Annotated in this window: 21 protein-coding genes; 13 read left to right on the top strand and 8 right to left on the bottom strand. The window is 67.4% G+C overall.

Translation table 11 applies throughout. From position 1 onward, the window contains the following. The first annotated feature begins 37 nt into the window (after positions 1 to 37). The 5 genes from RT2_RS17725 (at position 38) to RT2_RS17710 (ending at position 5,020) form a co-directional block, all read left to right on the top strand. The gene (locus tag RT2_RS17725) at positions 38 to 1,105 is read left to right on the top strand and encodes a carbohydrate ABC transporter permease (RefSeq protein ID WP_072846114.1); all 1,068 of its coding nucleotides are present in this window, start codon (positions 38 to 40) and stop codon (positions 1,103 to 1,105) included. Further along, the gene (locus RT2_RS17720) at positions 1,105 to 2,049 is read left to right on the top strand and encodes a carbohydrate ABC transporter permease (RefSeq protein WP_245709535.1); all 945 of its coding nucleotides are present in this window, start codon (positions 1,105 to 1,107) and stop codon (positions 2,047 to 2,049) included. Before RT2_RS17725 ends, RT2_RS17720 begins: the two co-directional genes overlap by 1 nt. A 13-nt stretch (positions 2,050 to 2,062) precedes the next feature. Then, entirely contained in the window at positions 2,063 to 2,251 is a 189-nt protein-coding gene (locus RT2_RS17715; RefSeq protein ID WP_072846113.1) for a hypothetical protein, read from the top strand. A gap of 274 nt (positions 2,252 to 2,525) precedes the next feature. Beyond that, complete coding sequence (locus tag RT2_RS26535; RefSeq protein ID WP_255312552.1) at positions 2,526 to 2,648, top strand: hypothetical protein; 123 nt, start codon at positions 2,526 to 2,528, stop codon at positions 2,646 to 2,648. A 224-nt stretch (positions 2,649 to 2,872) separates the two neighbouring features. Continuing rightward, positions 2,873 to 5,020, top strand: a complete 2,148-nt coding sequence (locus RT2_RS17710) for a transglycosylase domain-containing protein (protein ID WP_072846112.1) — start codon at positions 2,873 to 2,875, stop codon at positions 5,018 to 5,020. A 65-nt stretch (positions 5,021 to 5,085) separates the two neighbouring features. Here the strand turns inward: RT2_RS17710 and abc-f are convergent, their stop codons facing one another. The 3 genes from abc-f to RT2_RS17695 form a co-directional block, all read right to left on the bottom strand. Further along, entirely contained in the window at positions 5,086 to 6,759 is a 1,674-nt protein-coding gene (gene abc-f / locus RT2_RS17705) for a ribosomal protection-like ABC-F family protein (RefSeq protein WP_072846111.1), read from the bottom strand. Between the two features lie 289 nt (positions 6,760 to 7,048). Next, the gene (locus RT2_RS17700; RefSeq protein ID WP_072846110.1) at positions 7,049 to 8,146 is read right to left on the bottom strand and encodes an inositol-3-phosphate synthase; all 1,098 of its coding nucleotides are present in this window, start codon (positions 8,144 to 8,146) and stop codon (positions 7,049 to 7,051) included. Further along, positions 8,139 to 8,699, bottom strand: a complete 561-nt coding sequence (locus RT2_RS17695) for a PadR family transcriptional regulator (protein ID WP_072846135.1) — start codon at positions 8,697 to 8,699, stop codon at positions 8,139 to 8,141. The genes RT2_RS17700 and RT2_RS17695 overlap by 8 nt, the downstream gene beginning before the upstream one ends. Before the next feature lie 366 nt (positions 8,700 to 9,065). On the opposite strand from RT2_RS17695, the gene RT2_RS17690 reads away from it, so the two are divergent. From RT2_RS17690 to RT2_RS17680, 3 genes are all read left to right on the top strand, one after another. After that, positions 9,066 to 9,491, top strand: a complete 426-nt coding sequence (locus RT2_RS17690; RefSeq protein WP_174556727.1) for a DUF5318 domain-containing protein — start codon at positions 9,066 to 9,068, stop codon at positions 9,489 to 9,491. Positions 9,492 to 10,018: 527 nt separating this feature from the next. Further along, positions 10,019 to 12,190, top strand: a complete 2,172-nt coding sequence (locus RT2_RS17685) for a transglycosylase domain-containing protein (protein WP_072846134.1) — start codon at positions 10,019 to 10,021, stop codon at positions 12,188 to 12,190. 47 nt (positions 12,191 to 12,237) lie between these two features. Next, complete coding sequence (locus tag RT2_RS17680; RefSeq protein WP_072846108.1) at positions 12,238 to 13,851, top strand: glycosyltransferase family 87 protein; 1,614 nt, start codon at positions 12,238 to 12,240, stop codon at positions 13,849 to 13,851. Positions 13,852 to 13,864: 13 nt separating this feature from the next. Here the strand turns inward: RT2_RS17680 and RT2_RS17675 are convergent, their stop codons facing one another. Continuing rightward, entirely contained in the window at positions 13,865 to 15,268 is a 1,404-nt protein-coding gene (locus RT2_RS17675) for a glycosyltransferase 87 family protein (protein ID WP_072846107.1), read from the bottom strand. Positions 15,269 to 15,453: 185 nt separating this feature from the next. Between RT2_RS17675 and rpsF the strand changes: the two genes are divergently transcribed. From rpsF to dnaB, 5 genes are all read left to right on the top strand, one after another. Next, the gene (gene rpsF / locus RT2_RS17670; protein ID WP_072846106.1) at positions 15,454 to 15,741 is read left to right on the top strand and encodes a 30S ribosomal protein S6; all 288 of its coding nucleotides are present in this window, start codon (positions 15,454 to 15,456) and stop codon (positions 15,739 to 15,741) included. 65 nt (positions 15,742 to 15,806) lie between these two features. Continuing rightward, positions 15,807 to 16,331, top strand: a complete 525-nt coding sequence (locus RT2_RS17665) for a single-stranded DNA-binding protein (protein WP_072846105.1) — start codon at positions 15,807 to 15,809, stop codon at positions 16,329 to 16,331. Positions 16,332 to 16,394: 63 nt separating this feature from the next. Beyond that, positions 16,395 to 16,637 carry a 30S ribosomal protein S18 gene (gene rpsR / locus RT2_RS17660; RefSeq protein WP_072846104.1) on the top strand — a complete coding sequence of 81 codons (243 nt, stop codon included), beginning with the start codon at positions 16,395 to 16,397 and terminating at the stop codon, positions 16,635 to 16,637. Positions 16,638 to 16,650: 13 nt separating this feature from the next. Beyond that, entirely contained in the window at positions 16,651 to 17,106 is a 456-nt protein-coding gene (gene rplI, locus RT2_RS17655) for a 50S ribosomal protein L9 (protein WP_072846103.1), read from the top strand. Between the two features lie 567 nt (positions 17,107 to 17,673). Next, the gene (dnaB, locus tag RT2_RS17650) at positions 17,674 to 19,065 is read left to right on the top strand and encodes a replicative DNA helicase (protein ID WP_072846102.1); all 1,392 of its coding nucleotides are present in this window, start codon (positions 17,674 to 17,676) and stop codon (positions 19,063 to 19,065) included. A 244-nt stretch (positions 19,066 to 19,309) separates the two neighbouring features. Here the strand turns inward: dnaB and RT2_RS17645 are convergent, their stop codons facing one another. Genes RT2_RS17645 through RT2_RS25965 form a run of 4 tightly spaced genes read right to left on the bottom strand, consistent with a single transcriptional unit; the run spans position 19,310 to position 25,705 of the window. Beyond that, the gene (locus RT2_RS17645) at positions 19,310 to 21,898 is read right to left on the bottom strand and encodes a TniQ family protein (RefSeq protein WP_072846101.1); all 2,589 of its coding nucleotides are present in this window, start codon (positions 21,896 to 21,898) and stop codon (positions 19,310 to 19,312) included. Then, complete coding sequence (locus RT2_RS17640; RefSeq protein WP_083577457.1) at positions 21,895 to 22,911, bottom strand: AAA family ATPase; 1,017 nt, start codon at positions 22,909 to 22,911, stop codon at positions 21,895 to 21,897. Before RT2_RS17640 ends, RT2_RS17645 begins: the two co-directional genes overlap by 4 nt. Next, positions 22,908 to 24,893 carry an integrase catalytic domain-containing protein gene (locus RT2_RS25140; RefSeq protein ID WP_169888428.1) on the bottom strand — a complete coding sequence of 662 codons (1,986 nt, stop codon included), beginning with the start codon at positions 24,891 to 24,893 and terminating at the stop codon, positions 22,908 to 22,910. Before RT2_RS25140 ends, RT2_RS17640 begins: the two co-directional genes overlap by 4 nt. Further along, positions 24,890 to 25,705, bottom strand: a complete 816-nt coding sequence (locus RT2_RS25965) for a hypothetical protein (RefSeq protein ID WP_169888426.1) — start codon at positions 25,703 to 25,705, stop codon at positions 24,890 to 24,892. The genes RT2_RS25140 and RT2_RS25965 overlap by 4 nt, the downstream gene beginning before the upstream one ends. Positions 25,706 to 25,864 lie beyond the last annotated feature (159 nt).

The raw sequence follows: 25,864 nt of genomic DNA, 5'->3' as shown, positions 1-25,864 counted from the left end.
CAGACCGCTTTCGAGACGAGGACCAGGTAAATCAACGATGGCTGACTCTGCCGAGCCGAGGCCAGCCGACGTGGGTCGCGTCGCGGCCGGAGTGATCGACTCCGGCCGCGGCGTCCCCGTCGTGGACCCCCCGACGCCCGACGGCGTGCCCTCCGCACCCAAGCGGAAGCGCGACCTGCGGGCGGTGTGGCTCATCGCCCCGACGATGGTGATCCTGGCCGTCGTCATCGTCTACCCGGTGCTGCAGGCGATCTACCTGTCCTTCCAGAAGAACAAGGGCGTCGACCCGGACACCGGACGCTTCGTGGAGGGCGGGTTCGCCGGGTTCGACCACTACCTGATGTGGTTGACGGGCAACTGCGGATCCGGTGCGGGCACCTGCCCGCCCGGCACCCTCGGCTCGGACTTCTGGCCGTCCGTCGGGGTCACCTTCTTCTTCGCCGTCGTCACCGTGTCCATCGAGGTGCTCCTCGGCCTGTGGATGGCGACGATCATGGGCCGCAACTTCTTCGGCCGCTCGCTGCTGCGTGCCAGTGTGCTGATCCCGTGGGCGATCCCCACCGCGGTCACCGCGAAGCTGTGGTTCTTCATCTTCGCGGAGAACGGCGTCGCGAACAGCCTGCTCGGCACCTCCATCGCCTGGACCACCGACCCGTGGGCCTCGCGGTTCGCGGTGATCGTCGCGGACGTGTGGAAGACGACGCCGTTCATGGCGTTGCTCATCCTCGCGGGCCTGCAGATGATCCCGCAGGACGTCTACGAGGCCGCCCGGGTGGACGGTGCGACCGCCTGGCAGCGGTTCAAGTCGATCACGCTGCCGCTGGTCAAGCCGGCGCTGATGGTCGCGGTGCTCTTCCGCACCCTCGACGTACTGCGCATGTACGACCTGCCGGCGATCCTCGCGGGCACCTCCGGCGGGACCCCGACCACGACGTGGTCGATCCTGGCGATCGCCGACATCCGTCAGGGCAACCTGCAGAGCGCGTCGGCGTTGTCGACGCTGATCTTCCTGGCGATCTTTGCGGTCGCCTACATCATGGTGAAGTTCCTCGGTGCCAACGCGGTGCGCACCCAGGACGAGCAGCGCAAGGGAGCCAAGTCGTGATGGCGGGACGGCACCGCAGCGACGAGCGCGCGAAGTCGCCCGTCAATATCGGCGACGAGCGTGCGAAGTCGCCCGTCAAGCCCAGCGACGAACCGGCGCGCGTGCGTAGGCGGGGCCGGGTCGCCCCGGCGGCACGCACCTACCTCGGCGTGATCGTGATCCTGTTGTGGGGCCTGGCCCCGTTCTACTGGATGGTGGTCACCGCGCTGCGGCCGGTCGCCGACACCTTCGACACCTCGCCGTGGCCGACGACGCTGACCCTGGACAACTTCCGGGCGGCCCTGGCCACCGACAAGGGCAACGACTTCCTCGGCGCGATCGTCAACAGCCTGATCATCGGCGCGGCCACCACCGCGGTCGGCCTGCTGCTCGGTGTCTTCACCGCGTACGCGCTGGCGCGCATCGAGTTCCGCGGCAAGTACCTGGTCACCGGGATCATCCTCGGCGCCTCGATGTTCCCCACCGTCGCGCTGGTGACCCCGCTGTTCCAGCTGTTCGGCGACCTCGGCTGGATCGGCCAGTACCAGGCGTTGATCATCCCGAACATCTCGTTCGTGCTGCCGCTGACCATCTACACGCTCACCTCGTTCCTCTCGGACCTGCCGTGGGAGCTCGAGGAGGCGGCCCGTATCGACGGCGCGTCCCGGGGCCAGGCCTTCCGGCTGGTGATCATGCCGCTGGCCGCGCCCGCGCTGTTCACCACCGCGATCCTCGCGTTCATCGCCACCTGGAACGAATTCATGCTGGCCAGCCTGTTGTCGACGGAGGCCACCGAGCCGGTCACGGTCGCGATCGCACGCTTCGCCGGGGCCAACTCGTGGGAGCAGCCGTACGCGGCGATCATGGCCGCGGGCACCCTGGTGACGATCCCGTTGGTGATCATGGTGCTGCTGTTCCAGCGACGGATTGTCTCGGGCCTGACCGCGGGCGGCGTCAAGTCGTGACCGGCGTCGGGTCGTGAACCGGGCGCGCCGGCGCCAGCAGCTCGAGATGCTGATCGGGCTGCTCGGTTTCTTCACCGTGATGACGTTCCTCGCGGTGGTGGTCGGAATCGTGCGCGGGGAGCCGGGGGCGACGCCGTCGCTGGTGCTGCTGGGTCTGGTGGTGGCGCTGGCGCTGGCGGTGCGCGCACGCAGTCGCACCTGACGGACTCGGTCGCGTCGGGGCGCGTGTCTGGGTGGATTGTCCGGGCTGGTGGTGTGAGGATGCGAAGACGAAGCATCATTTCCTGACGCCAGGAGACTGAATGTGAGCTCCCCCCCCGACGAGACCTCGGAACATCACCAGCCGCCCCCGGACACCCCGGGCGGCGACGGTCCGTCGGGCGGGTCGCCCCCAGGTGCGCAGCGCGGGTCGCCTCCGGGTGCGCAGCGCGGGTCACCCCCTGGTGCGCATCGAGTCGTGCCCCAGTCGGGGCAGCGTGATTCGCCCCCGGGGGCATCGGGTGGTCGTCCGCCAGGTGCTCAGCTTCCAGGTGGTCGTCCACCCGGTGTGCGACCTCCGGGCGCACGAGGTGGGCCTCCCCCAGGTGGGCAGCCCCTGAGCGGGCGCCCTCCGGCCGGTCAGCCGCCGGGTGGACGGCCTCCGGGTCCCCCGGGTGCTCGGCCTCTGGGTGGTCAGCCTCCAGGTGCGCGTTCGGTCGGCGCTCAGCCGCCGGGTGCTCAGCCCCCTGGCCGAGACTCCCCGGGTGGAGGCTCGGGTCGACCCCCGGACGGGTCGGGCGACGAGCCCACTCCCCCACCGGGCGGGAGGCGCCGCAGACTGCTGATGTGGTCCGCGGTCGCGGCGGTGCTGCTGTTGGTCATCCTCCCTGCCGTCGCGTTCGCCATCGGGTACGGCCTGGCGGTGGTGCCCCGGCCGGCCGACATGCGCACCAACCAGGTGGCGACCATTCTCGCCACCGACGGCTCGACGATCACGAAAGTCGTCCCGCCGGAAGGCAACAGGACAGAGGTCGAGCTGACCGACATCCCAGAGCACGTGCGGACCGCGGTGCTCTCCGCGGAGGACCGCGACTTCTACTCCAATCCCGGTTTCTCGGTGTCCGGCTTCGTACGGGCGGCCCGCGACAACGTCCTCGGCAAGGCCAGTGCGGGCGGCGGCTCCACCATCACCCAGCAGTACGTGAAGAACACCCTGGTGGGTGCCGACCGGAACCTGGTCCGCAAGATGCGTGAGCTGGTGATCTCCTCGAAGATGGCGCGCCAGTGGTCCAAGGACGACATCCTGGCCGCGTACCTCAACACCATCTACTTCGGTCGCGGCGCGTACGGCATCGCCGCCGCGTCCAAGGCGTTCTTCGACAAACCCGTCGGGGAGCTGACCGTTGCCGAGGGCGCGGTACTGGCGTCGGTGATCCAGAGTCCTTCCCGACTGGACCCGGAGACCAATCGGGCCGGGCTGGAGTCGCGGTGGAACTACGTGCTCGACGGGATGGTGGGCCTCGGCGCGCTGAGCGCGTCGGACCGGGCGGCGATCGAGTTCCCGGTGGTGGTGCCGCTCGCACAACTCGTCGACGCCAACGCGGCGCGGGGACCGGAGGGGCTGATTCGCGCCCAGGTGCTCGAGGAACTGGCCGCGTCGGGGATCAGCGAGCAGGAACTCAACACGGAGGGTCTGCAGATCACCACCACCATCGACGCGACCGCGCAGGCCGCGGCGCTCGACGCGGTGGCGACCACGATGGACGGCGAGCCACCCGAGCTGCGGGCCGCGGTGGTCTCGGTGGACCCACGGACCGGCGGGGTCCGGGCGTACTACGGCGGCGCGGACGGTGCGGGCTTCGACTACGCGCAGGCGCCGCTGCAGACGGGGTCGTCGTTCAAGGTGTTCGGCCTCGCCGCGCTGCTCGAGAACGGCCAGGGGCTGCAGACGATGTACAACAGCGCCCCGCTCACCGTCGGCCGGGTGGAGATCACCAACGTCGCCGGCGAAAGCTGCGGGACCTGCACCATCGCGCAGGCACTCAAGCAGTCGCTCAACACCAGCTTCTACCGGATGACCCGGTCCTTGGAGAACGGCCCGGAGCGGATCGCCGACGTCGCGCACCGGGCCGGCATCCCGATGCAGATCCCCGGACTCGAGGGCCCCACCCTGAGCCAGGACGGGGGTCCGCCAGAGGACGGAATCGTGTTGGGGCAGTATCAGACTCGTCCGATCGACATGGCTTCTGCGTATGCCACGCTCGCCGCGTCGGGGGTGTACCGGGCACCGCACTTCGTGCAACGGGTGGTCACCGCCGACGGCCGGGTGCTGCTCGACCGCGCGCCGGACCCGGGCGAGCAGCGGATCGACCCGGCGGTCGCGGACAACGTCACCCAGGCCATGTTGCCGATCGCGTCGTACTCCAACGGGCACGCGTTGGCCGGCGGGCGACCGTCGGCGGCGAAGACCGGCACCGCACAGTTCGGTGACACCGGGCAGAACAAGGACGCCTGGATGGTCGGCTACACGCCGTCGCTGTCCACCGCGGTGTGGGTGGGCGGCGCGCAGCCGCAGGCCATCGTGACCAGGTGGGGCGGCTCCGTCTACGGGTCGGGGCTGCCGTCGGACATCTGGAAGGGGACGATGGACGGGGCGCTCGACGACACCGACTGGGAGTCCTTCCCGTGGCCGAAGCCGATCGGCGGCCAGGCCGGGGTGCCCGCCAATTCGGGCAGCGGGTCCGGCGGTTCGACGAATGCGAACGCGAACGCGAATGCGAATGCGAATGCGAACGCGGGCGTGAGCGCAGGCGCCGGCGGCCGCGACCCGGCCGCGGTGGTGCCACCCCCCGCGCCCGCGCCCGCCCCGGTCCTGGAGATGCCGGTGGTGCCGCCGCCGGTGGTGCCGCCCGCCATCGTCCCGCCGCCCCCGCCTGCCGGTCCGCGGACGGTGGAGATCCTTCCGGGTGTGGTGATCCCGCTGCCCGGCTGAGGCCGACCAGCCGCGTGGCGGTGGGCGGGTCTTTGGACTCGCCCACCGCCACAGGTGTTTTCGGGTCAACTTCGACGCAGCCCGAACCTCGGGCTAGGTCCCCCCACTCCCCTGCCGGCCGCACCTCCGAGGGGGAGGATCTCGCCGCGGAACCGTCGGCGCATCCGCCTGTCGTGGGTCACCAGGACGACGGTGCCCGCGAACGAGTCGAGGGCCTCTTCGAGTTCCTCGACCAGCGCCGGCGACAGGTGATTGGTGGGCTCGTCCAGCAGCAGCAGTTCGGCGCCCGAGGTCGCCAGCAGCGCCACCTCGAGCCGCCGGCGCTGCCCGAAGGACAGTTCCGCGAGCGGCCGATGCAGGTCGTCGGGCCGGAACAGGCCGAGCGAGAGCAGTTCCGCGGCAGCGTCGTCCGGGCAGCAGCCGGGCCGCCGCGCGGAGAAGGCCTCCGAGAGCGTCACCGCCGCGGGCCACGTACCGCCGGACTGCCGCAGGAACCCGACGTGGGCCGGTGCACACACCTCGCCGCTGTCGGGCGCGATCTCGCTCGCGATCACCCTCAAAAGCGTCGTCTTGCCGGCGCCGTTCGGGCCGGTCACCAGTAGTCGACCCCCGGCCGGCACCTCGAGTTCGGGGACCGTCAGCCGGGATCCGACGCGCACGTCGTGCAGTCGCACCAGCGGGCCGTCGGGCGATCGCGGGACCTGTGCGGACAGGGAGGGGGTGAACCGCAGCGGATCCGGTGGTGGCGCTACGGCATTCAGTGTGAGTCGTTCGATCCTCTCCTTGGCGTTGCGGATCCGTCCCATCGCCCCGTGGTCGCGGCCCCGGGCCCGGAACGCCCCATGGCCGAACCCGGCCTTCTCCTGCCTGCGGGGGATCGCCTCGAGCCGCGACGCATTCGCCGCGACGAGTCGTGTGTTGCGCACGAGTTCAGACCGCCATTCCTCATACTGCTGCAACCGCTTCCGCCGCTCGTCGGCCTGCGCCGCGAGGTATCCGTCGTAGCCGTTGCCGTAGCGCCGCACCCCGCGCTCGGCCACCTCCAAGATCACCGGCGTCAGGCGCGACAGAAACGCGCGGTCGTGGGTCACCGTCACGACCGTGCCGCGGTGGGTGAGCAGGCGTTCCTCGAGCCACTCGACGGCCGTGTCGTCGATGTCGTTCGTGGGTTCGTCGAGCAGCAGCAGTTCGGCGTTCGAGGCCAGGCTCGTGGCGAGCGCCAGGCGGGCCTGTTCCCCGCCCGAGAGCGTACCGAGGCGGCGAGACCGGTCGAGGCCCGGCAGGCCGAGGGCGTGCAGGCCGCTGTCGACCCGATCGTCGACGGTGTATCCGTCCATGCTCTCGAAAAGGACTGTGGCAGAAGTATATTCGGTGAGCAGCGCATCCAGTTCGTCCGGGGCGGCAAGGGAGAGACGCTGTTCTACGTCGCGGATACGTGCCTCGAGCGCGCGCAGGTCGCGGAGGATGTGGTCGATCGCGGCCCGGACGGTCGCGCCGCCGGGCAGGTCCAGCGACTGCGCGGCGTGCGCGACGCCGCCCGGTGCGACGACGCGGACCTCACCGTTGTCGGGAGGGGTGCGTCCGGCGAGCAGCGCGAGCAGGGTCGACTTGCCGGAACCGTTGTCGCCGACGACACCGACCTTCTCGCCCGGCGAGATCGACAGATCCACGCCGTCGAGGACGGCGCGGTCGCCGAAGCGCTTGGAGGCGGAACGGAGGGAGAACTGAGAGACGGGCATGGGTGCGGTCCTTGTCCCCGGAAGCTGTCCGGGTGATCGAGAGGAATGAGTCCTCGCACGACCGACCCCGCCGAGTCGGGAGGGGTGCGTGCGCTCAGGACCCGCCGCGGAGCAAGCTCGACGCGGCGTCCCGATCTAGGAATTGAGTGTGCCCATGTCGACGACGGTAGCAACGGCGACCGGTGTCGTCCACAGACTTTCCGGCTGCGTCGAAGTTGGCCCGAAAACACCTGTGGCGGTGGGTGAGTCCGAAGACCCGCCCACCGCCACAGTGTGCAGCTGAGTGCTTTTACTCGGCGCCGATGATGAAGGCCTCGAGGTCGGCACGTGCCTTGTCGTCGGCCATCTGGATCGGCGGCGACTTCATCAGGTAGGCGGAGGCCGGGTAGACCGGTCCGCCGATGCCGCGGTCCAGCGCGATCTTCGCGGCGCGGACGGCGTCGATGATGATGCCGGCGGAGTTCGGCGAGTCCCAGACCTCGAGCTTGTACTCCAGGTTCAGCGGGGCGTCACCGAAGGCGCGGCCCTCGAGGCGGACGTACGCCCACTTGCGGTCGTCGAGCCACTCGACGTAGTCCGAGGGGCCGATGTGGACGTTGCGGTCGTGGACCTTGCCGGCCAGCGAACCGGTCAGGTTCGACGTCACGGCCTGGGTCTTGGAGACCTTCTTGGACTCCAGGCGCTCGCGCTCGAGCATGTTCTTGAAGTCCATGTTGCCGCCGACGTTGAGCTGGTACGTGCGGTCCAGCACCACGCCGCGGTCCTCGAACAGCTTCGCCATCACGCGGTGGGTGATGGTGGCGCCGACCTGGCTCTTGATGTCGTCACCGACGATCGGGACGCCGGCGTCCTTGAACTTCGCGGCCCACTCCGGGTCGGACGCGATGAACACGGGCAGGGCGTTGACGAACGCGACACCGGCGTCGATGCAGCACTGCGCGTAGAACTTGTCGGCCTGCTCGGAGCCCACCGGCAGGTAGGAGACGAGGACGTCGACCTTGGCGGCCTTGAGTGCGGCGACCATGTCGACGGGCTCGGCGTCGGAGACCTCGATGGTCTGCGCGTAGTACTTGCCGATGCCGTCGAGCGTCGGGCCGCGCTGCACGGGGACGTCGAGCGGCGGCACGTCGGCGATCTTGATGGTGTTGTTCTCGCTGGCGAGGATCGCCTCGGACAGGTCGAACCCGACCTTCTTCGCGTCCACGTCGAAGGCGGCGACGAACTCGACGTCGCGAACGTGGTACTGGCCGAACTTGACGTGCATCAGACCGGGGACGGTCGAGTTCTCGTCGGCATCCTTGTAGTACTGCACGCCCTGGACCAGGGACGAGGCACAGTTCCCCACGCCCACAATGGCTACGCGCACCGCGGTGCTGTTCTCACCCATGGTCGGGTTCTCCTTCTTTCTTGAGTGCTGCAGTTGATGTGTTCTCGGCCGCGATCAGCTCGTTGAGCCAGCGGACCTCGCGTTCACTCGACTCGAGTCCGAGCTGGTGAAGCTGGCGGGTGTACCGGTCGAGTGAGCCGCTGGCCCGCCCGATCGCGTCGCGGAGGCATTCCCGGCGCTCCTCGACCTGGCGCCGCCTGCCCTCGAGGATCCGCATCCGCGCCTCGGCGGGGGTGCGACTGAAGAAGGCGAGGTGGACGCCGAATCCGTCATCGGTGTAGTTCTGCGGTCCCGTGTCGGCGACGAGCTTGGCGAACCGCTCCCGGCCTTCGGGGGTGAGCGCGTACACACGCCGGGCGCGTCGAATGACGGTGCCCGTCGGACCGGTGTCCTCGGCGATCGACCCGTCGGCCTGCATGCGTCGCAGCGTCGGGTAGAGGGAGCCGTAGGAGAAGGCGCGGAACGCCCCCAACAGGCCGGTCAGCCGCTTACGCAGCTCGTATCCGTGCATCGGCGACTCGAGGAGCAGCCCGAGAATCGCCAGTTCGAGCATCGCCACACCTCCTGAGTCGTCGAAACCTAACCGCATGATGCGATTACAAACTATATCGCACCGATATATACGGACACACGAACAAGTTGTGTTGTCCGTGACGTGTCGTGCCCGGACAGTGTCGCCGGATCGACTGAATGTCACACCCCTTCGGTCTGCGTGAGCGAGGCATTCGGTGACGTCGCGGGCGCGGGTCGGATCGGACTGCTGGGGCGGCCGGGAATCATGGGCGTGCGTGACGTCGATCGAGATTGTGGGAACCGTCACGCCGCATGCCCCGATCTTCTTGGCGATTTGCCCGGCGTGTCGCCTCGAAATGGCCGTCCGACCCGAGACCGGGCGGCCTTGCCCACGTACGCTGGGCACGTGCGATTGCAGCGGCAGGTGGTGGACTACGCCCTCCAGCGGCGATCCCTGCTGGCCGAGGTGTACTCCGGCCAGACGGGCGTCAAGGAAGTGTGTGACGCCGATCCGTACCTGCTGCGCGCCGCGAAATTCCACGGCCGGCCGTCTGACATCACCTGCCCGATCTGCCGGAAAGAGCAGCTCACGCTCGTATCGTGGGTGTTCGGGGACAAGCTGGGTGCGATCTCGGGATCGGCCCGCACGTCCGAGGAACTGGTTCGACTGGCGACCACGCAGGAGGAGTTCTCGGTGCACGTCGTCGAGGTGTGCCGAACCTGCAGTTGGAACCACCTGGTGCAGTCGTACGTTCTCGGATCGATCCCGGTACCCAAACAGACCCGCAGTCGACCGCCCCGATCCCCGAGCAGGCGCACCGCGAGCGAGTGAGCCCGAAGCCCTTGACCGAAAGCCATGTGGCTGACACCGAGTGACACAGCCGTGTCAACGCGAGCACTGGAGATTCCTACGTGAGTTCCCCCTACGACAACGGGCAGGGTGGTCGACCCACCGGATTGCCGCGGCCGAGTGGCCCGCCGCCGGGCGGGCGCCAGCCCGGGTACTCGCAGCCTGACTACGCCCGGCAGCCGCACCCGCAGGCAGGCCAGGGCCGGCCCAACCCGGCCGGGTACCCGCAGGCCGGTGCGCCGCGTCCGAACCCGCAGCCGAACTACGCGCAGCCCAGCAACGCGGTGCGCGGGCAGCCGCCGCGCCCGGCGGCCCCGCGTCCCGCAGCGCCGCGCACTGCCGCGGGCGGCGGCAAGGGCCCCGGCGGTCGTCCCCCGGCCGGCCCGCCGCCGGCCGCGCGTCGCTCGGGCGGGTCGTCCGGCGGCCAGCCGCCGAAGCCGCCGAAGAAGGCCAAGTCGAGCCGCTGGAAGATCGTCCGGCGCACCGCGTACGGCCTCGTCGCGCTGGGGATGGTCATCCCGATGCTGGCGTTCATGATCTCCTACCTGGTGGTCGACGTGCCCAAGCCCGGCGACATGAAGACCAACCAGGTCGCGACCATCTATGCCGCCGACGGCAGCTCGGTGCTGAGCAAGATCGTGCCGCCCGAGGGCAACCGCACCGACGTCACCGTCGACCAGATCCCGCTGCACGTGCGCAACGCGGTGCTTGCCGCCGAGGACCGTGACTTCTACACCAACCCGGGCTTCTCGGTGTCGGGCTTCGTCCGCGCCGCGCGCGACAACGTGCTCGGCAAGGAGAGCGCCGGCGGCGGCTCGACCATCACCCAGCAGTACGTGAAGAACGCGATGGTCGGCAACGAGCGCTCGATCACCCGGAAGATGCGTGAGCTGGTGATCGCGGCGAAGATGGCGCAGCAGTGGTCCAAGGACGACATCCTCGCCGCGTACCTCAACACCATCCCCTTCGGTCGGGGCGTGTTCGGCATCGCGGCCGGGTCGCAGGCGTACTTCGGCAAGCCCGTCGAGGAGCTGACCGTCGAAGAGGGCGCGGTGCTGGCATCGAGCATCCAGCAGCCGTACGGACTGGACCCGTCGACCAACCCGACCGGCGCACAGACGCGCTGGGGATACGTGCTCGACGGCATGGTCGATGCGAAGACCCTCACCAGCAGCGACCGGGCCGGGATGGTCTACCCCCGCGTGGTCCCGCTCTCGGAGTCGGACACCGGCGCCGAGGGCAGCGGCCCGGCCGGCCTGATCCGCGGACAGGTGCTGCAGGAACTGACCGCCAACGGCATCAACGAGCAGGTCCTCAACACCGAGGGCCTGCAGATCACCACCACCATCGACGCGCAGGCGCAGGAGGCCGCGGAGAACGCGGTCGCCAAGAACATGGAGGGCGAGGACCCGGACCTGCGGACCGCAGTGGTGTCCGTCGACCCGAATACCGGTGGGGTGAAGGCCTACTACGGCGGCACCGAGGGATCCGGGTACGACTTCGCGCAGGCCGGCCTCCAAACCGGTTCGTCGTTCAAGGTATTCGGCCTGGCGTCGGCGCTCGACGAGGGCATCCCGCTGTCGAAGATGTACGACAGCGGCCCGCTCACGATCGGCGGCATCACCATCACCAACGTCGAGGGCGAGTCCTGCGGGACCTGCACCATCGCGGAGGCGATGAAGCGGTCGCTCAACACCAGCTTCTACCGGCAGATGATGTCCATCGAGGACGGCCCCGACAAGATCGCCGACATCGCGCACAAGGCCGGCATCCCCAAGGAGATCCCGCCGGTGGCGGGTATCACCCTGCAGGAGCCCAACGGGTCCTCGGAGTACGGCATCGTGCTGGGGCAGTACCAGTCCCGGGTGATCGACATGGCGTCCTCGTACGCGACGCTGGCCGCGTCCGGCGTCTACCGCGCCCCGCACTTCATCCAGAAGGTGGTCACCGGCGACGGCACCGTGCTGCTCGACCGCGGCACCGCGACGCCCGGCGAGGCCCGGCTCAAGCCGGCGGTCGCCGACAACGTGACCTCGGCGTTGCAGCCGATCGCCGCGTACTCGCGCAACCACGGCCTGGCGGGCGGGCGGCCGTCCGCGGCGAAGACCGGCACCGCGCAGCTCGGCGACACCGGCCAGAACAAGGACGCCTGGATGGTCGGCTACACGCCGTCGCTGGCGACGGCGGTCTGGGTGGGCACCGAGCAGGGTCTGCCGCTGAAGACCAGCTCGGGCGGGCTGATGTACGGCTCCGGGCTGCCGTCGGACATCTGGAAGGCGACGATGGACGGCGCGCTCAAGGGCACCGAGGTCGAGTCCTTCCCGACGCCGGAGCCGATCGCCGGTCAGGCCGGTGTGCCGGCCTACACGGCGCCGTACACCCCGCCGAAGACCACCGCGGCGGCGCCGACCACGACGCCGAGCGCCTCGCCGCTGACCATTCCGCCGGTCGAGGTGACCACCCGTCCGGTGGAGATCCTGCCCGGCGTGACCATCCCGATCCCCGGGCTCAAGCCGGCCCCGACGACCGCGGCCCCGACGACGGTCCCGGCGCCCGCGCGGTCACCGGGCCAGCCGCTGGTCGGTGAGGACGACGACACCGGCACCGGCACCGGCACCGGCGGAGGTACCGGCACCGGCACGGGTGGCGCCGGCGGGGGTGTCAGACAGGCCACCCCGTAGGGACGCAACTGACCCCGGGGAACGAGCCGGTCGGTAACGTCGCCACGGTGGCCGAGGACTCAGAGGGACAGACCGCCGTGGACGACGCGGGGGTGGTGTCGCCGGCACCGCTGGCAGCCGACGTCCGGTCGGTGCCCGGACGGGACCTGCCGAGCCGCACCGACCCACTGACCGCCCAGCTCAGCGGGGTCATCGGCGGTCCGGTCGGCCGGCACGCGCTGATCGGCCGGACCCGGTTCCTCACGCCGCTGCGGGTGATCCTGCTGCTGGCGCTGGTGTTCCTGGCGATGGGGTGGTCGACGAAGGCCGCCTGCCTGCAGCAGGCGCCGAACGGCCCGGACGGCGCGCTCGGCCTGGACTGGAGCGGCAGCCGTCAGTACACGGCGCTGTGCTACTCGGACACCGTGCCGCTCTACGGGGCGGAACGGCTCAACGAGGGCGCGTTCCCGTACAAGAAGTCGTGGGAGGAGACCAACACCGACGGCTCGGTGACCACGCGGTACATGGAGTACCCGGTGCTCTCGGGCCTGTACCAGTACGGCTCCATGGCGGTGGCCAAGGCGTGGGACTCGGTCCACTGGCTGCCCGGCGCGCTGCAGGTGGTTGTGTACTTCAACGTCGTCGCGTTCGGCCTGGCGCTGGCCTGGCTGGTGACGGTGTGGGCGACCGTGATGCTGGCCGGCCGCCGCATCTGGGACGCCGCCCTGGTCGCGTGCTCGCCGCTGGTGGTGGTGCACGCCTTCACCAACTTCGACCCGCTCGCCACGGCCTTCGCCGGCGGCGGCCTGCTGGCCTGGGCGCGGCGCCGGCCGGTGCTCGCCGGGGTGCTCCTGGGCCTGGGCGGCGCGGCCAAGCTGTACCCGCTGCTGCTGCTGGGCCCGCTGCTGGTGTTGTGCCTGCGGGCCGGCCGGATGGCATTCTGGTGGCGCGCCGCGGCGGCCGCCGCGGCGGCCTGGCTGGCGGTGAACCTTCCTGTCGCCGCGGCGTTCCCGGACGGCTGGCGGGAGTTCTTCCGGCTCAACTCCGAGCGCGGCGCGGACCCGGATTCGCTCTACAACGTGGTCAGCTCGTTCACCGGGTGGACCGGGTTCGACGGCGCGCTGGCGCGCGGTGAGGCACCGACGAACCTGAATGCGGTGTCGCTGGTGCTGTTCGTCGCGGTGTGCGTGGGCATCGGGTACGTCGCCCTGACGGCGGCGCGGCGGCCGCGGGTCGCGCAGCTGTGCTTCCTGCTGGTCGCCGGCTTCCTGTTGACCAACAAGGTGTGGAGCCCGCAGTACTCGCTGTGGCTGGTGCCGCTGGCCGTGCTGGCGCTGCCGCACCGACGAATCCTGTTGGCGTGGATGACGATCGACGCACTGGTCTGGGTGCCCCGGATGTACTACTACCTCGGGGTCGGCAACAAGGGGCTGCCCGAGCAGTGGTTCACCGCGACGGTGGTGGTCCGCGACCTCGCGGTTCTGGCGTTGTGCGCCTTGGTGATTCGGCAGATCTACCGGCCGGCGACGGACCTGGTGCGCCGCGGCGGGGTGGACGACCCGGCGGGCGGGGTGCTCGACGGCGCCCCGGACGCACACCCCGGCTGGCTGCCGGGATGGCTGCGACCGCCGGCCAGGCCGGTGGCATGGTCACAGGCCCCGGTTCCGGTCGCCGCCGGCTGACGGCGGAGGGGCGTCAGCGCGGGTCGGCGGCCAGCGCCCGGACCGGCACGGGGGCGCGCTCGGGGGTCGGCGGCGGGGGCTCGGCCTCGTCCGGCTCGGGCGGCGGGGGCTCGAGGCGCAGCGGCGCCCGCAGGAACAGGAAGAACAGCGCCAGCAGCAGTGCCGCGCGCCCCCACACCCCGGCCTGCACGACGAACTCGAGCGCCGTCGCGTCGGTCCCGGTGTAGAGCGCGTCGAAGTAGCGGAACACCCCGATCCCGACGGCCAGGTCCGCGACCAGGTAGGCGCCGACCAGCGACCAGGGCACCCGCAGCAGTACCAGGAACGGGAGCAGCCACAGCGTGTACTGCGGCGAGTGCACCTTGTGCAGTTCCATGAACCCGCACAGCATCGCGGCGCTCACCGCGACCCACGGGTAGGTGCCGTCGCGGCGGTAGCGGCGGTGCCCGAGCCACAGGGCGAGGGCGAAGGCCGCGAGGACCAGGGCGGGCGACGCGACGGAGACCACCTGCGCGTACGTGCTGTCCGGGCCCTCCGTCGAGGTGAACAGCGGCCGCAGTCCCCAGTACCAGATCGAGTTGGTGGTGATGTCGGCCTCGCGCACGGACTGGAACGTGAACGACGCGCGCCAGCCCTGGTAGCCGGCCAGGGCGAACGGCAGGTTCACCGCGACCACCGTCCCGACGGCCGCCGCGGTCACCGCCAGCGCACCCCTCGGGTCGCGGCGCCCCGTCGCGGTGACCGGGAGTTCGCGCCCGCCGCGTCCGCCGGTGTAGACGTACGCGATCAGTGGGAGCAGGAACGCGCCCGGGTAGATCTTCAGGCACAGGCCGAGCGCGAGCAGGACCGCGGCGACGACCCCCCGGGTCCGCAGCGGGACCCGCTCGTACCGGGCCACCACGAAGACGGCCGCGGTCGACGCCGCGACCACCGGCAGCTCCCAGTTGTGGAAGCCGTAGAGCACGAGCGGCGGGCTCGCCGCCCACAGCAGCGCCGGCCAGCCGGCGAGCCGGCCGAGCATCCAGGCGGTGGCCAGCCCGAACGGCAGCAGGATCAGCGCGGAGTGCATCAGGAACTGGGCGTCGGTGTTCGCGCCGATGCCGCCGAACCACATCAGCAGCCCGCTGAGCACCGGGTACTCGACGGTGCCGCCGGTCAGCTGGCCGTCGGTGATCGCGCCGCCGATGTACGGGAACAGGTGCTGGTCGATGCCGCGGTCGAGCCAGAGGAACTGGATGTCGGAGTAGCAGACGGTGCTGTCCTTGATCCGGTCGAAGACCAGGCTGCGCCCGGAGCTCTCGAAGGGCGCCCCCGCGCAGCGTGCCTTGTTCAGGTACGCGAGCAGCAGGGTGAGCAGGCAGGTGAGGGTGATCGCCACCACCGCCGGTGTCGTGATCGCCCGGCCCCGACTGCCCATGACTGCCAGCGTAGGTGCCGGTCGCCCGCGGTTCCCGCACCCGACCGTCGCGGTTCCGTGGGAAACGGGCGATTTCCCAGGTCAGGGCCGGGGCGTGTACCCTGCAAAGGTTGCTGACGCAACGACCCTCCTGTCACGGACAGCCCGTGACCGTTTCACTAGTCCATAGGAGGTGATGAGGTCTTATGCGTCATTACGAATTGATGGTCATCCTTGACCCCAGCCTGGACGAGCGCACCGTCGCTCCGTCGCTGGATACGTTCCTCAATGTTGTTCGCCAGGAAGGCGGCAAGGTCGACAAGGTCGACGTCTGGGGAAAGCGTCGTCTCGCCTACGAGATCGCCAAGAACAGCGAAGGCATCTACGCGGTTGTCGACATCAGTGCCACCCCGGCCACTGTTGCAGAGCTGGATCGCCAGCTCGGCCTGAACGAGTCGGTGCTCCGCACCAAGGTTCTGCGCCACAACAAGTGACGTCTGTCTGTGTCGAGTCATAGGCTCGACGCAAGTCAGATTCCACCCACTGCAGGAGGAGCCACATGGCAGGCGACACCGTGATCACCGTCATCGGAAACTTGACGGCTGATCCCGAGCTTCGATTCACCCCCGCGGGCGCGGCCGTTGCGAACTTCACCGTCGCATCGACACCCCGCACCTTCGACCGTAATTCCAACGAATGGAAGGACGGCGAGGCACTGTTCCTGCGCTGCAACATCTGGCGCGAGGCAGCAGAGAACGTGGCCGAGTCCCTGACTCGCGGTTCTCGGGTGATCGTCAGCGGCCGGCTCAAGCAGCGGTCCTACGAAACCCGTGAGGGCGAGAAGCGCACTGTCGTGGAACTCGAGGTCGACGAGATCGGCCCCTCGCTCCGCTACGCAACCGCGAAGGTCAACAAGGCCAACCGCGGTGGTGGCGGCGGCGGAGGCGGGTTCGGCGGCTCCTCGGGTGGCCAGGGCGGTTCCCGCCCGGCCGCCAACACCGGTGGAGACGACCCCTGGGGCAGCGCGCCCCAGGCGTCCGGCTCCTTCGGCGGCGGTGGTGGAAACGACGAACCCCCGTTCTGATCTCAGCTCCTCGCGAGCGTGGGTTCGAACGCGAACGAACATTGAGAAGTACGGAGAAGACCAATGCCGAAGCCGCCGTTGCGCGACAAGGTGATGAAGAAAAAGGTCTGCGCGTTCTGTAAAGAGAAGAACACGCTGATCAACTACAAGGACACGACGCTGCTGCGTAAGTACGTCAGCGACCGCGGCAAGATCCGCGCGCGGCGTGTCACCGGCAACTGCGTCCAGCACCAGCGGGACGTGGCAGTTGCCGTGAAGAACTCGCGTGAGGTCGCACTGCTTCCTTACGTCTCGACGGCTCGCTAAGGAAAGGGAAGACATGAAGCTGATCCTCACTGCAGACGTGGACAACCTCGGTGTCCCCGGCGACACCGTCGAGGTCAAGGACGGTTACGGCCGTAACTACCTGCTGCCCCGCGGTCTCGCGATCGTCGCCACTCGTGGCGCCGAGAAGCAGGTCGAAGGCATCCGCCGTGCGCAGGAAGCCCGCGCCGTGCGCGGACTCGACCACGCCAAGGAGATCAAGGCCGCGATCGAGGGCCTCGAGGGTGTCTCGCTGACCGTCAAGACGGCCGGCGACTCGGGCAAGCTGTTCGGCTCGGTCACCGCCGCCGACGTTGCCGCCGCCATCAAGGCAGCCGGCGGCCCGGTTGTCGACAAGCGCAGCCTCGAGCTGCCGAAGGCGCACATCAAGGCGACCGGCAAGCACGCCGTGGTTGTGAACCTGCACCCCGACGTCGTTGCCAAGTTCCACCTGAACGTGGTCGCCGGCTAGTCCGACCCCACGCTCGAGGAAGGGCCCCGCAGACTCCGGTCTGCGGGGCCCTTTTCTTCTCCAGGGCGCGGCCCCCTGGGGTGCCGCGGAGCCGGTTCCAGGGCCTGACCAGGAGATTGTGATGGCAACCTAAACGAGCGTCCAGTTTGTGTGATATGTCACTGTGTGCCAAATCATGTGTGAGAAGGTTCAAGTCGGCGCCACGCCCGGCCGCTCGTCCCCGGCGACACGCCGAACGACTTTCCATTCACAGGGGTGTGAACGAAAAAACGGCCCGCTACCTGCAGGGATCCGAGATGTGATACTCGTTATCCTCAGGTTGTCCCCAGGGCATCAACAACCCGTTCCTGTGCATTCCACAATTTATCCACAGCTGTGCACACAGTCGGTGTTGTCCCCGGGCTGGTCTGTGCATAACCTCGAGCGGGCGCGTCCGCCGACGGCCGTGCGGGACCCCTCGGGACCCGGCTGGATTCAGATGTCGGTGGGTGCGCGTATCTATTGCGTGCAGGGTGATCCGGAAGCAGCTGCGGACGGCGCCCGAACTGTGGGGAAGGGCGTATCGCCGTGGCGGTTGTCGATGATCGTGGACACTCGGACTATTCGGGACCGCAGGAACCGGCGCCGGGTGAAGACTTCGGTCGTCAGCCCCCGCAGGACATGGCGGCCGAGATGTCGGTGCTCGGCGGCATGCTGCTGAGCAAGGACGCCATCGCGGACGTCCTGGAGCGGCTCCGGCCCGGCGACTTCTACCGGCCCGCCCACCAGAACGTCTACGACGCGATCCTGGACCTGTACTCCCGCGGTGAGCCGGCGGACCCGGTGACCGTCTCGGCAGAGCTGGAGCGTCGCGGCGAGCTGCGCAGGGTGGGCGGTGCGCCGTACCTGGTGACGCTGACCCAGACCGTGCCCACCGCCGCCAACGCCGGCTACTACGCGGAGATCGTCGCGGAGAAGTCGATCCTGCGCCGGCTGGTCGAGGCCGGCACCCGCATCGTGCAGTTCGGCTACGCGGGCTCCGAGGGCCAGGACGTGGCCGAGGTGGTGGACCGGGCCCAGGCCGAGGTCTACGAGGTCACCGAGCGCCGCACCTCCGACGACTTCGTGCCGCTCGAGGAGCTGCTCCAGCCGACGATGGACGAGATCGACTCCATCGCCACCCGCGGCGGCATCTCGCTGGGCGTGCCGACCGGCTTCAGCGAGCTAGACGAGATCACCAACGGGCTGCACCCCGGGCAGATGATCATCGTGGCGGCGCGGCCCGGTGTCGGTAAGTCGACCATCGGCATGGACTTCATGCGGTCCTGCTCGATCAAGCACGGGATGCCCAGCGTCATCTTCTCGCTCGAGATGGGCAAGACCGAGATCGTCATGCGACTGCTCTCGGCCGAGGCGAAGATCAAGCTGTCGGACATGAAGTCGGGAAAGATGACCGACGAGGACTGGACCAAGCTGGCACGGCGGATGAGCGAGATCAGCGAGGCGCCGATGTTCATCGACGACTCCCCCAACCTGACAATGATGGAGATCCGGGCGAAGGCCCGCCGGCTCAAGCAGAAGCACGACATCAAGCTGGTGGTCCTCGACTACCTGCAGCTGATGACGTCGGGCAAGAAGGTCGAGTCCCGCCAGCAGGAGGTCTCGGAGTTCTCCCGTTCGCTGAAGCTGCTGGCGAAGGAACTCGAGGTCCCCGTGGTGGCGATCTGTCAGCTCAACCGTGGTCCGGAACAGCGGACGGACAAGCGCCCCCAGGTCTCCGACCTCCGTGAGTCCGGCTCGCTCGAGCAGGACGCCGACATGGTCATGCTCCTGCACCGGCCCGACGCCTTCGAGCGGGACGACCCGCGCGGCGGCGAGGCGGACATCATCCTCGGCAAGCACCGTGGTGGTCCCACCGCGACAATCACTGTGGCACACCAGCTTCACTACTCGCGGTTCGTGGACATGGCGCGGGGCTGAGCGAGTTGCCGCAGACACCGAAACTTGAGACAAAAATCGGACATGTTGAGATGTTGAGACAAAAATCGGACATTTGACGGATTGTTGAGACTGCCGTCATGTGACAAGTCGTGGGTTCAGTTCGCGGGTCGACGAGAGCTCGCGTGTGGATCCGCACGCGCTGCAACCCCGGGCTGGACGTGGAAGGCGTGTTCAACACGCATCGGCGGGCCGCATAGCACGGCCCGCCCGGTCTGAACTTGACCTAGCAGTCGTCGTGCATCCGGCATGCCCGTCGGAGAGCGTCGTCGTGAGAGCCTTCGATCGCGAGTTCCGCCGGTGATCTCCCGTCGGTTTCTGTGACTTGCGTCGCGAACCACCAGCGGGCTACGGCGAGTGGACCGGTGGACGTGCCGAAGTGTTCGTTGATCTCTCCGACGACAGGGCGAACGTAGCGGGTGCGGGTGTCGAACTGGAACGCCGGATAGTACAGGGCATGCCCGAACTGAAAATTGATGACAGTTCCCTGGTCGGCAAGTGATTTCGGTGCCGGATCACGTGGGCGAAGTAGTCTTCGGACTCCTGCAGTGCTGAGCATCGGGTATTGGCGCATGAGTGCGGTGATCTCGTTGTCAGGCAGGGAATCTGGTATGGGGCAATGCTGTTCGGGTATGCCGTTGGCGGTGGGTCGGTAGCGGCGGCGGGTTTTTCGCTGGTACTGCGCTTCGTCTACAGCACTGTTCGGGCCGTCGGCTGGGTCGCGCCGGCCAGGTGCGTCTCGTCCGATCTCACGAAGGCGGTCGCGGTGGGGGCGAGCAAGGTCGAGGAGTTCGGATCCAGCTGACGACAGCATCTTCGGGAGCGTTGCAGTGTAGAGATCATCACCAAGGCCATCCGCCAAGTACGAGCGCTCCTTTGTGACCTGAAGCGGCTGCACCCCCAATACATCGCCTGCGGACTTGAGATCCGGCAAGTGTGCGGTGTCGATGAACCTCGTGAGTCTGCGGGCAAGGATGGGCTCGCCCGCGAGCGCGAGGTGTACCAGTTCTTCGGCATCGCCTGCCGTGGAGACAGCCGCGGCAAGGGACAGGCTGCTTCGTCGAAGGTCGTTGCGTCCGGTATCCGGTAAGTAGTGGTCGCAGTGGCCTTCTGGTGACCAGCAGCGCTGTTGATGGTCCCAACGAGGCTGGTACGTCACTGGCTCTCCAATGCGATGCCGCAGTAGGAGTCGTTGTGCGACTTCCCCGGCATGTGCTCGTAGCGGATCCTGCATGGTGTGGACAAACTTCCGGTACGCATACGCAGCCGGCCCGTGAAGGAGAGCAACTCCATTTGTGACGAAGGGATCGTTGCCGGTGAGCAGTTGCCAGATGTACCTGTCGATCTTCCATCGAAAGGCATGGGTGAGGTACGCGTCGGCGGACCGAGCGAGGGACCGGGCTCGGTTGCCGGAAATGCCGGTGGGGTTGGGGAACAATCGTCGGCGCCTGCGGTAGTCGATCGGCGGTGGATAGGCGCCCAGGTGTGCATGGAGCTCAAGAAGGTAGTCGAGCGCGTCGCTTCCGCATTCATTCGTGATGAGCTGAGCCATGGTTCTGCGCAGGGTTGGCTCGTCAGCGTCGAGCCCAAACTCTCGCGCCAGTCTTGACCAGTGCGGGTGTCGGCCGAGACCCGCGAGCAGGATCGGTCCGGTGATCGCGAAGCTGCGTTCGATGCGGGGTGGGAGTTTCGGGGCTTGAACTCGCACTGTCGGCCACAAGGAGGCGGACAGGTTCATCTGGTCGATTGCTGACTCGACGAGGTACTCAACTCCGATGGTGGCATGTTGGGTTCGTAGCCGTCCGATTGCGTCGCGTTCTGGTTGCGTACTGACGTACGTGGGTAGGTGGCTGTGTAGCCCGAGGGTGCGTCTCAGAGGAGCGGAGATGCGGAGTCGTTGTCCACGTCCGTCGCGTTGGATGATCCTGTTTACTCGGTCGCGAGTGAGCCAGGAGTGGTGACTGTCCGGCTCGTGAAGAACCTCCATTGCCATCACGCGGGCTTCCAGGAAGTCGGCACTGGTGACGAATCTCAACAGTCGAGAATTCGATCTGGTTGCCTCGGTCTCATCGCTCTCGGTCCCAGCTAGTTTTCCCTTCGGCGTCAGGGCATACAACGCATGCCGGGTGAGGACGGCGAGATCGGCGAATACCGTCTGGGCGCTTACGCGGCGGCCCTGCGTGTACGCGCAGGTTGCCTCTCCGTCCTTGATGACCTTGTTGATCCATTGTTGGCCGCGAACTGCTTCCGAACCTTCGTCCACAACGGTGACGTCGGCTTGGGCAAGTGTCTCGGTCGAGCATCCGTAGGGGCACTGCTTGGCTCGCCAGTTCGAACGGGGTGACGAGGTACGGCGAGGATGGGCGATCGTGGTGGCCCGTATCCGGCCTCCGCAATGCGGACACGCGTCGCAGATCACTGTGAGGTGACGCGTGCAGACAGATGTCCATCGAACATGCCAGGACAGTTGCCACCGTAGGTCGTCTTCGCGAAGGCAGGTGGGGCAGTAGCCGCTGTCGTTTCGCATGAACCAGGTCCCCGATCCTTGGTAGGCGCGGACGGAGGTGCGGAGGCCGAACTGTTCGTAGACCTGTGTGGTGCATCGTTCGAGAGTGGATGTTGGTATCCCGGTGGTGGCCGACAGTAGTGTCAGAACTGGGCCGTCTGCGACATTGCTAAGACAGGCACTTTGGCTGGGGTTCTTGTCGATTCTCCCTGAGATGTCCCGAGGCCGACAGTGATTCAGGTCGGCGAGGTACTCGAGCCAGGAGTCGAGCGATTCGCCCTCGTTCGGGTCGGCAACGATCGGAATCATGGGTGTGCTCCTTCGATGGCGAGTGCTTCGAGGCCGTCAAGGTCGGAGATCTGCGGGCTTCGCTTCTTTCCGATGGCCTTCTTGCTGCAGTCCTTGAGGAGGTCGATCGATGCGCCGGTGAGGCCGTCGGCGATGTGGAATAGGCGATGGCTGAATTCACTACTGCGCAACTCGGTGGAGTCGAAGCCTTTGATCTGTTCGAGGCGTTTTATCAATGGATGCAGCCGCCGGTGCCAGCGGTTGATGTCCGCGTCGACTGTGGGGTCGAAGGAATTGAGTGCGCAGCGATTCATTCGGCCAGCCATCTGCTGGGCCGCAGAGTATCCGCCGCCGGCGGAGTCTGTTCGGCGGAGGAGGGCGCTGTCGTGCAGGCCGGCGCCGACATAGACGAAGCTGACAGGCAGTGCGTCGAGGGTGAGTTTGAGCGAGTCGGTCAGGTCACGCGCCGCGCCCACCCTGCGCAGCATGTGTGCGTCGTCGACAACGATCAGTCGGGTACCCAGGAGGGGAAGGACCTCTCGCAGCCGTGTGAGGATGTCGGGTCCGGTTTCGGACTTCGATTGCGGCAAGCCCACGAATCCGGCGATCGAGCGCATCAGTCGTGACCAGCTCGCCCCCTGATCCGAGACATAAACCACCGGAATGTGCTCAGCTCGAACGCCTCTCGCGATCGGTGGGGGTGGCGACTTGAGTAGATGGTCGTGGACTCGCAGCATCGCTGTGGCAGTCGCATGCGTCTTGCCGGCCATCGGTGGACCGTCGATGCCGAGCCAGCGCCGAGCGCCGCCACCACGGTCGGTATTGACGGCAATGACCTCGAGCATGGCCGCCTCGATCCGTGCGATGTCCGGTGTTTCCAGTGGGGTGAGGCGGTCGATCCACCGTTGCAGTTGCGTGGGGTCGCCGTCGAGGCCACAGGGCGGACGGTCGATGGGAGCCCGCCGATACAGACGTGGCCAGTCGGCCCGGTTCTGGAGCACCGCTGGCGCGCTGTCGGCCGCATAGCTCATCATGACCAGTCCTCCGTGTCGTCCTCGTCGTCGAGGTCAGTCCAGTGACCGAACAGTGCAAGATCCTCAGGCGGGGGCTGGAGTTCAGGCAAGGCTGGGATACCGGCGCTACCGGTACTCCCGATTGGGTCGGGGAGGGCATCGGCTACTCGGTGTCGATCCTTGGACCATTTGATTGGGTGTCGCGTTGCGCAGTCGTCGATGAACTCGGAGAATGCGACTGCGACGTCTCCGCGAACTCGACGTCCGTGAAGCCCACCAAGGTGTGTGGCCAAGTCCTTGGCAAGTACATCACTGAATGCCGGGATCGCTTCCCCGGTGGTGTGAATCGCGAACAGGGTGTGCCAACGACCGTCATCGTCCCGGAAGAAGATTCGAGACCTGTCGTAGGTGTCCAAGTAGAAGCGGCGCCGATTTCCCAGCCTCGACGTTGGGGTGATTCGCTCGTTGACTGCATCACGCAAGCAGTCGCCGAAGTATCGAAATCCGGCCAGGTGCACACCGTCGGAGGAGATCGCGCATTCCCTGCTCTCGAGGAACCCGAAGATGTCGTCAGGGTGCGGACTGACGTCGATGCGGCCGCCGCGCCGGATTGCGACCTCATACGCTTGCATCGGGGTGTAGTACTTCCCAGGGCTCGTGAGGGTGGGAAGCCCCGAATGAGGGCGGTGGGCGTATACGGTTGCGGCCCACTCCCGGCAGATCTCCTGCAGCGCTGCCAGTGAAAGTTCGGGATTAACGGCCGAGCCTCGATGTTCTGCCGATCGTCCTACGTAGCCGGGAAGGTCCTGCTGCATGATGTCGAGGATGCGATTCGCCGATTCGACATGCGGTTTGTCCATGCCGCGTTTCGTGCGACCAAGCTCGATGGAGATGCCCACGCGGGCGCAGAGATCAACGATGCCGCGATTCGCGTACTCGGCGCCATTGTCGGTAACCAGCGTCCCAATCTCGAATCCAGGGACGCTGACCGACTGGGGCACACCGAGAATGGGCAGGTGCGGTCGCGGGTGGTCGGGAAGCACGAGTGGCGCCATGACATCGAAGAGCAGGAGCCGAATATCTCGACCAGATGGAGTGCCGGGTGTAACTCGGACCGTCGTCAGGCGGGTGGCGATATCGACCGCAACACAGATCCACGGGCGGAACTCGCGACCCGTCTGCGGGCAGGTAACGAGCGTGTTCATCCAGGTCGAGTCGACTTCGACGCGCTCACCGGGGAATGCAGGGGCCGCTCGTCGATTGCCGCGTGCCGCGCGGGCGAGCAACTGCCGTCGTGTCTTCGCCGTCGAGCCCAGCCTGAGATCTTTCGAGATCGCACGAACTACTGCTTCGAGTCGGCCTGGGGTCAACATGGGGTCATCGATCCCATCGGAGGAAAGCGCTCGCCGAATCCGAGTTATCCGAGCCTGCACGTTGATGGTGGACCCATGACGAGCGAGGCCCATGAGCTCGCGGTGGACCACGTCGAGAGTGGCTTCACCGAGTCCCCGCCGAGGATCGGCCCCTGTGGGCCCCTCAGGTTGATATGGCGCGAGAGCGCGTACGCCACCGGACTTGAACGCAGCGACGAATCGGTAGAGATTCGCTCGTGAGTACCCACGTACCCCACGGAGTTCTGCAGCCTTGGCCTCAAGCCGCTGAGGCTCGGTCGTCGATACCTTCGAGTATCGTCGGTCTGAGTCATCTGGATCGCCGAAGATGATCTGCCGCACGTGCTTTGCACGATCCAACGCAGTTGATCGGGCATGGTCGGGTAGATCGTCTAGTACATCTCCCGGCTCCGACACTCGTGGGGTGGCGACTCGTGCGAACAACCGAACCAATCGGATCGCGTCGGCGAGCGAGATTTCATGAAGCTCGCCAGATTCCTCTTCACGTACCGTTACCGCCACCGATCCCCCTCGGACGGCAATGCTCTCGACGACTGCGGTCATACCGTCAATCTCGAGCAGTGACCCCGGGCCGAACTCGTCCGCCTTCATCGCCACACCACCGCACTCGTGCGGCCGAAGGGGCGTTCGAGATCGGTGTCGTAGTGAACTTGCGCGAGACCGCGCAGTGCAATGGCGCGACCATACGCGCCGCCGCCCGCGGCCTCGACGACTGCGCCGAGCGTGGTAGGCCGGGTGGCCACGACGTTGGCCCATCCGGACTGTGAGGTGACGGAGGACTTCCATCGCAAAGCGTCCATTACCCGTAGGTTTGCGGCACGCTGCAAGGATATGTCGCCGGCGAGATGATATGAGAGTCCATGTGCTGCTGCGGTTTCTGGTATCAGAACGCTGAGCATGAACGACGCGTACTCCGAGCGCCTGCGAGCGCTGCGCACACTCCAGATCGCTGTGGTCGAGCCCGATCGTACGACGAGGTCCGGGAACTGGATGACCATCCGCTCACCCACAGGCCATACCAGCGCACATGCTTGGGACTCGTAGTCACCGTGAAGGCGATCGAGTTCGACCATCCACAGCGCCTCAAGCTTCGACTCGGCCCACACCACATGCGGGACCGAGCCTCGTCGGGTCGTGTGAATGCAGAGGTTCGACCGTGCATCCGGATTCGAACCGAGCCGCCGGACCGGAAGCAACTGGTCCAAAGGGACTCTCGCAAGGAAACTCGGCCGCTTGATCACTACTCGGTGCCCGTTCCATGTGGCGGCGAGACACCCACTGATAGCGGACCGGCGAACCGCAGGGTTCGAGAGAGATTCGAGTGTCGTCTTTCGGTCGAGCGGATTGGCAAGAAGCTTCGCAATCTCGGATTGGTAGCGGCGTACGCCGCGCCGCGCGCTCACCGACACACCCGCCGCGACCTCGGGATATTCAGTGCTTTGGCCCGGCTGACTGGTCGGTATTGGTTCGGGCGAGTCGGCAGTCTCGTCTGTGTTGACAGGCTCCGATGGGTACGGTGAAATAGACATACGAAAGCCTCGACTTTCATCGAATGAGATAGG

This window comes from Rhodococcus tukisamuensis NBRC 100609, from assembly GCF_001894985.1.
Classification (GTDB): domain Bacteria; phylum Actinomycetota; class Actinomycetes; order Mycobacteriales; family Mycobacteriaceae; genus Rhodococcus_G; species Rhodococcus_G tukisamuensis.
This window is presented reverse-complemented; position numbering and strand designations above follow the sequence as displayed.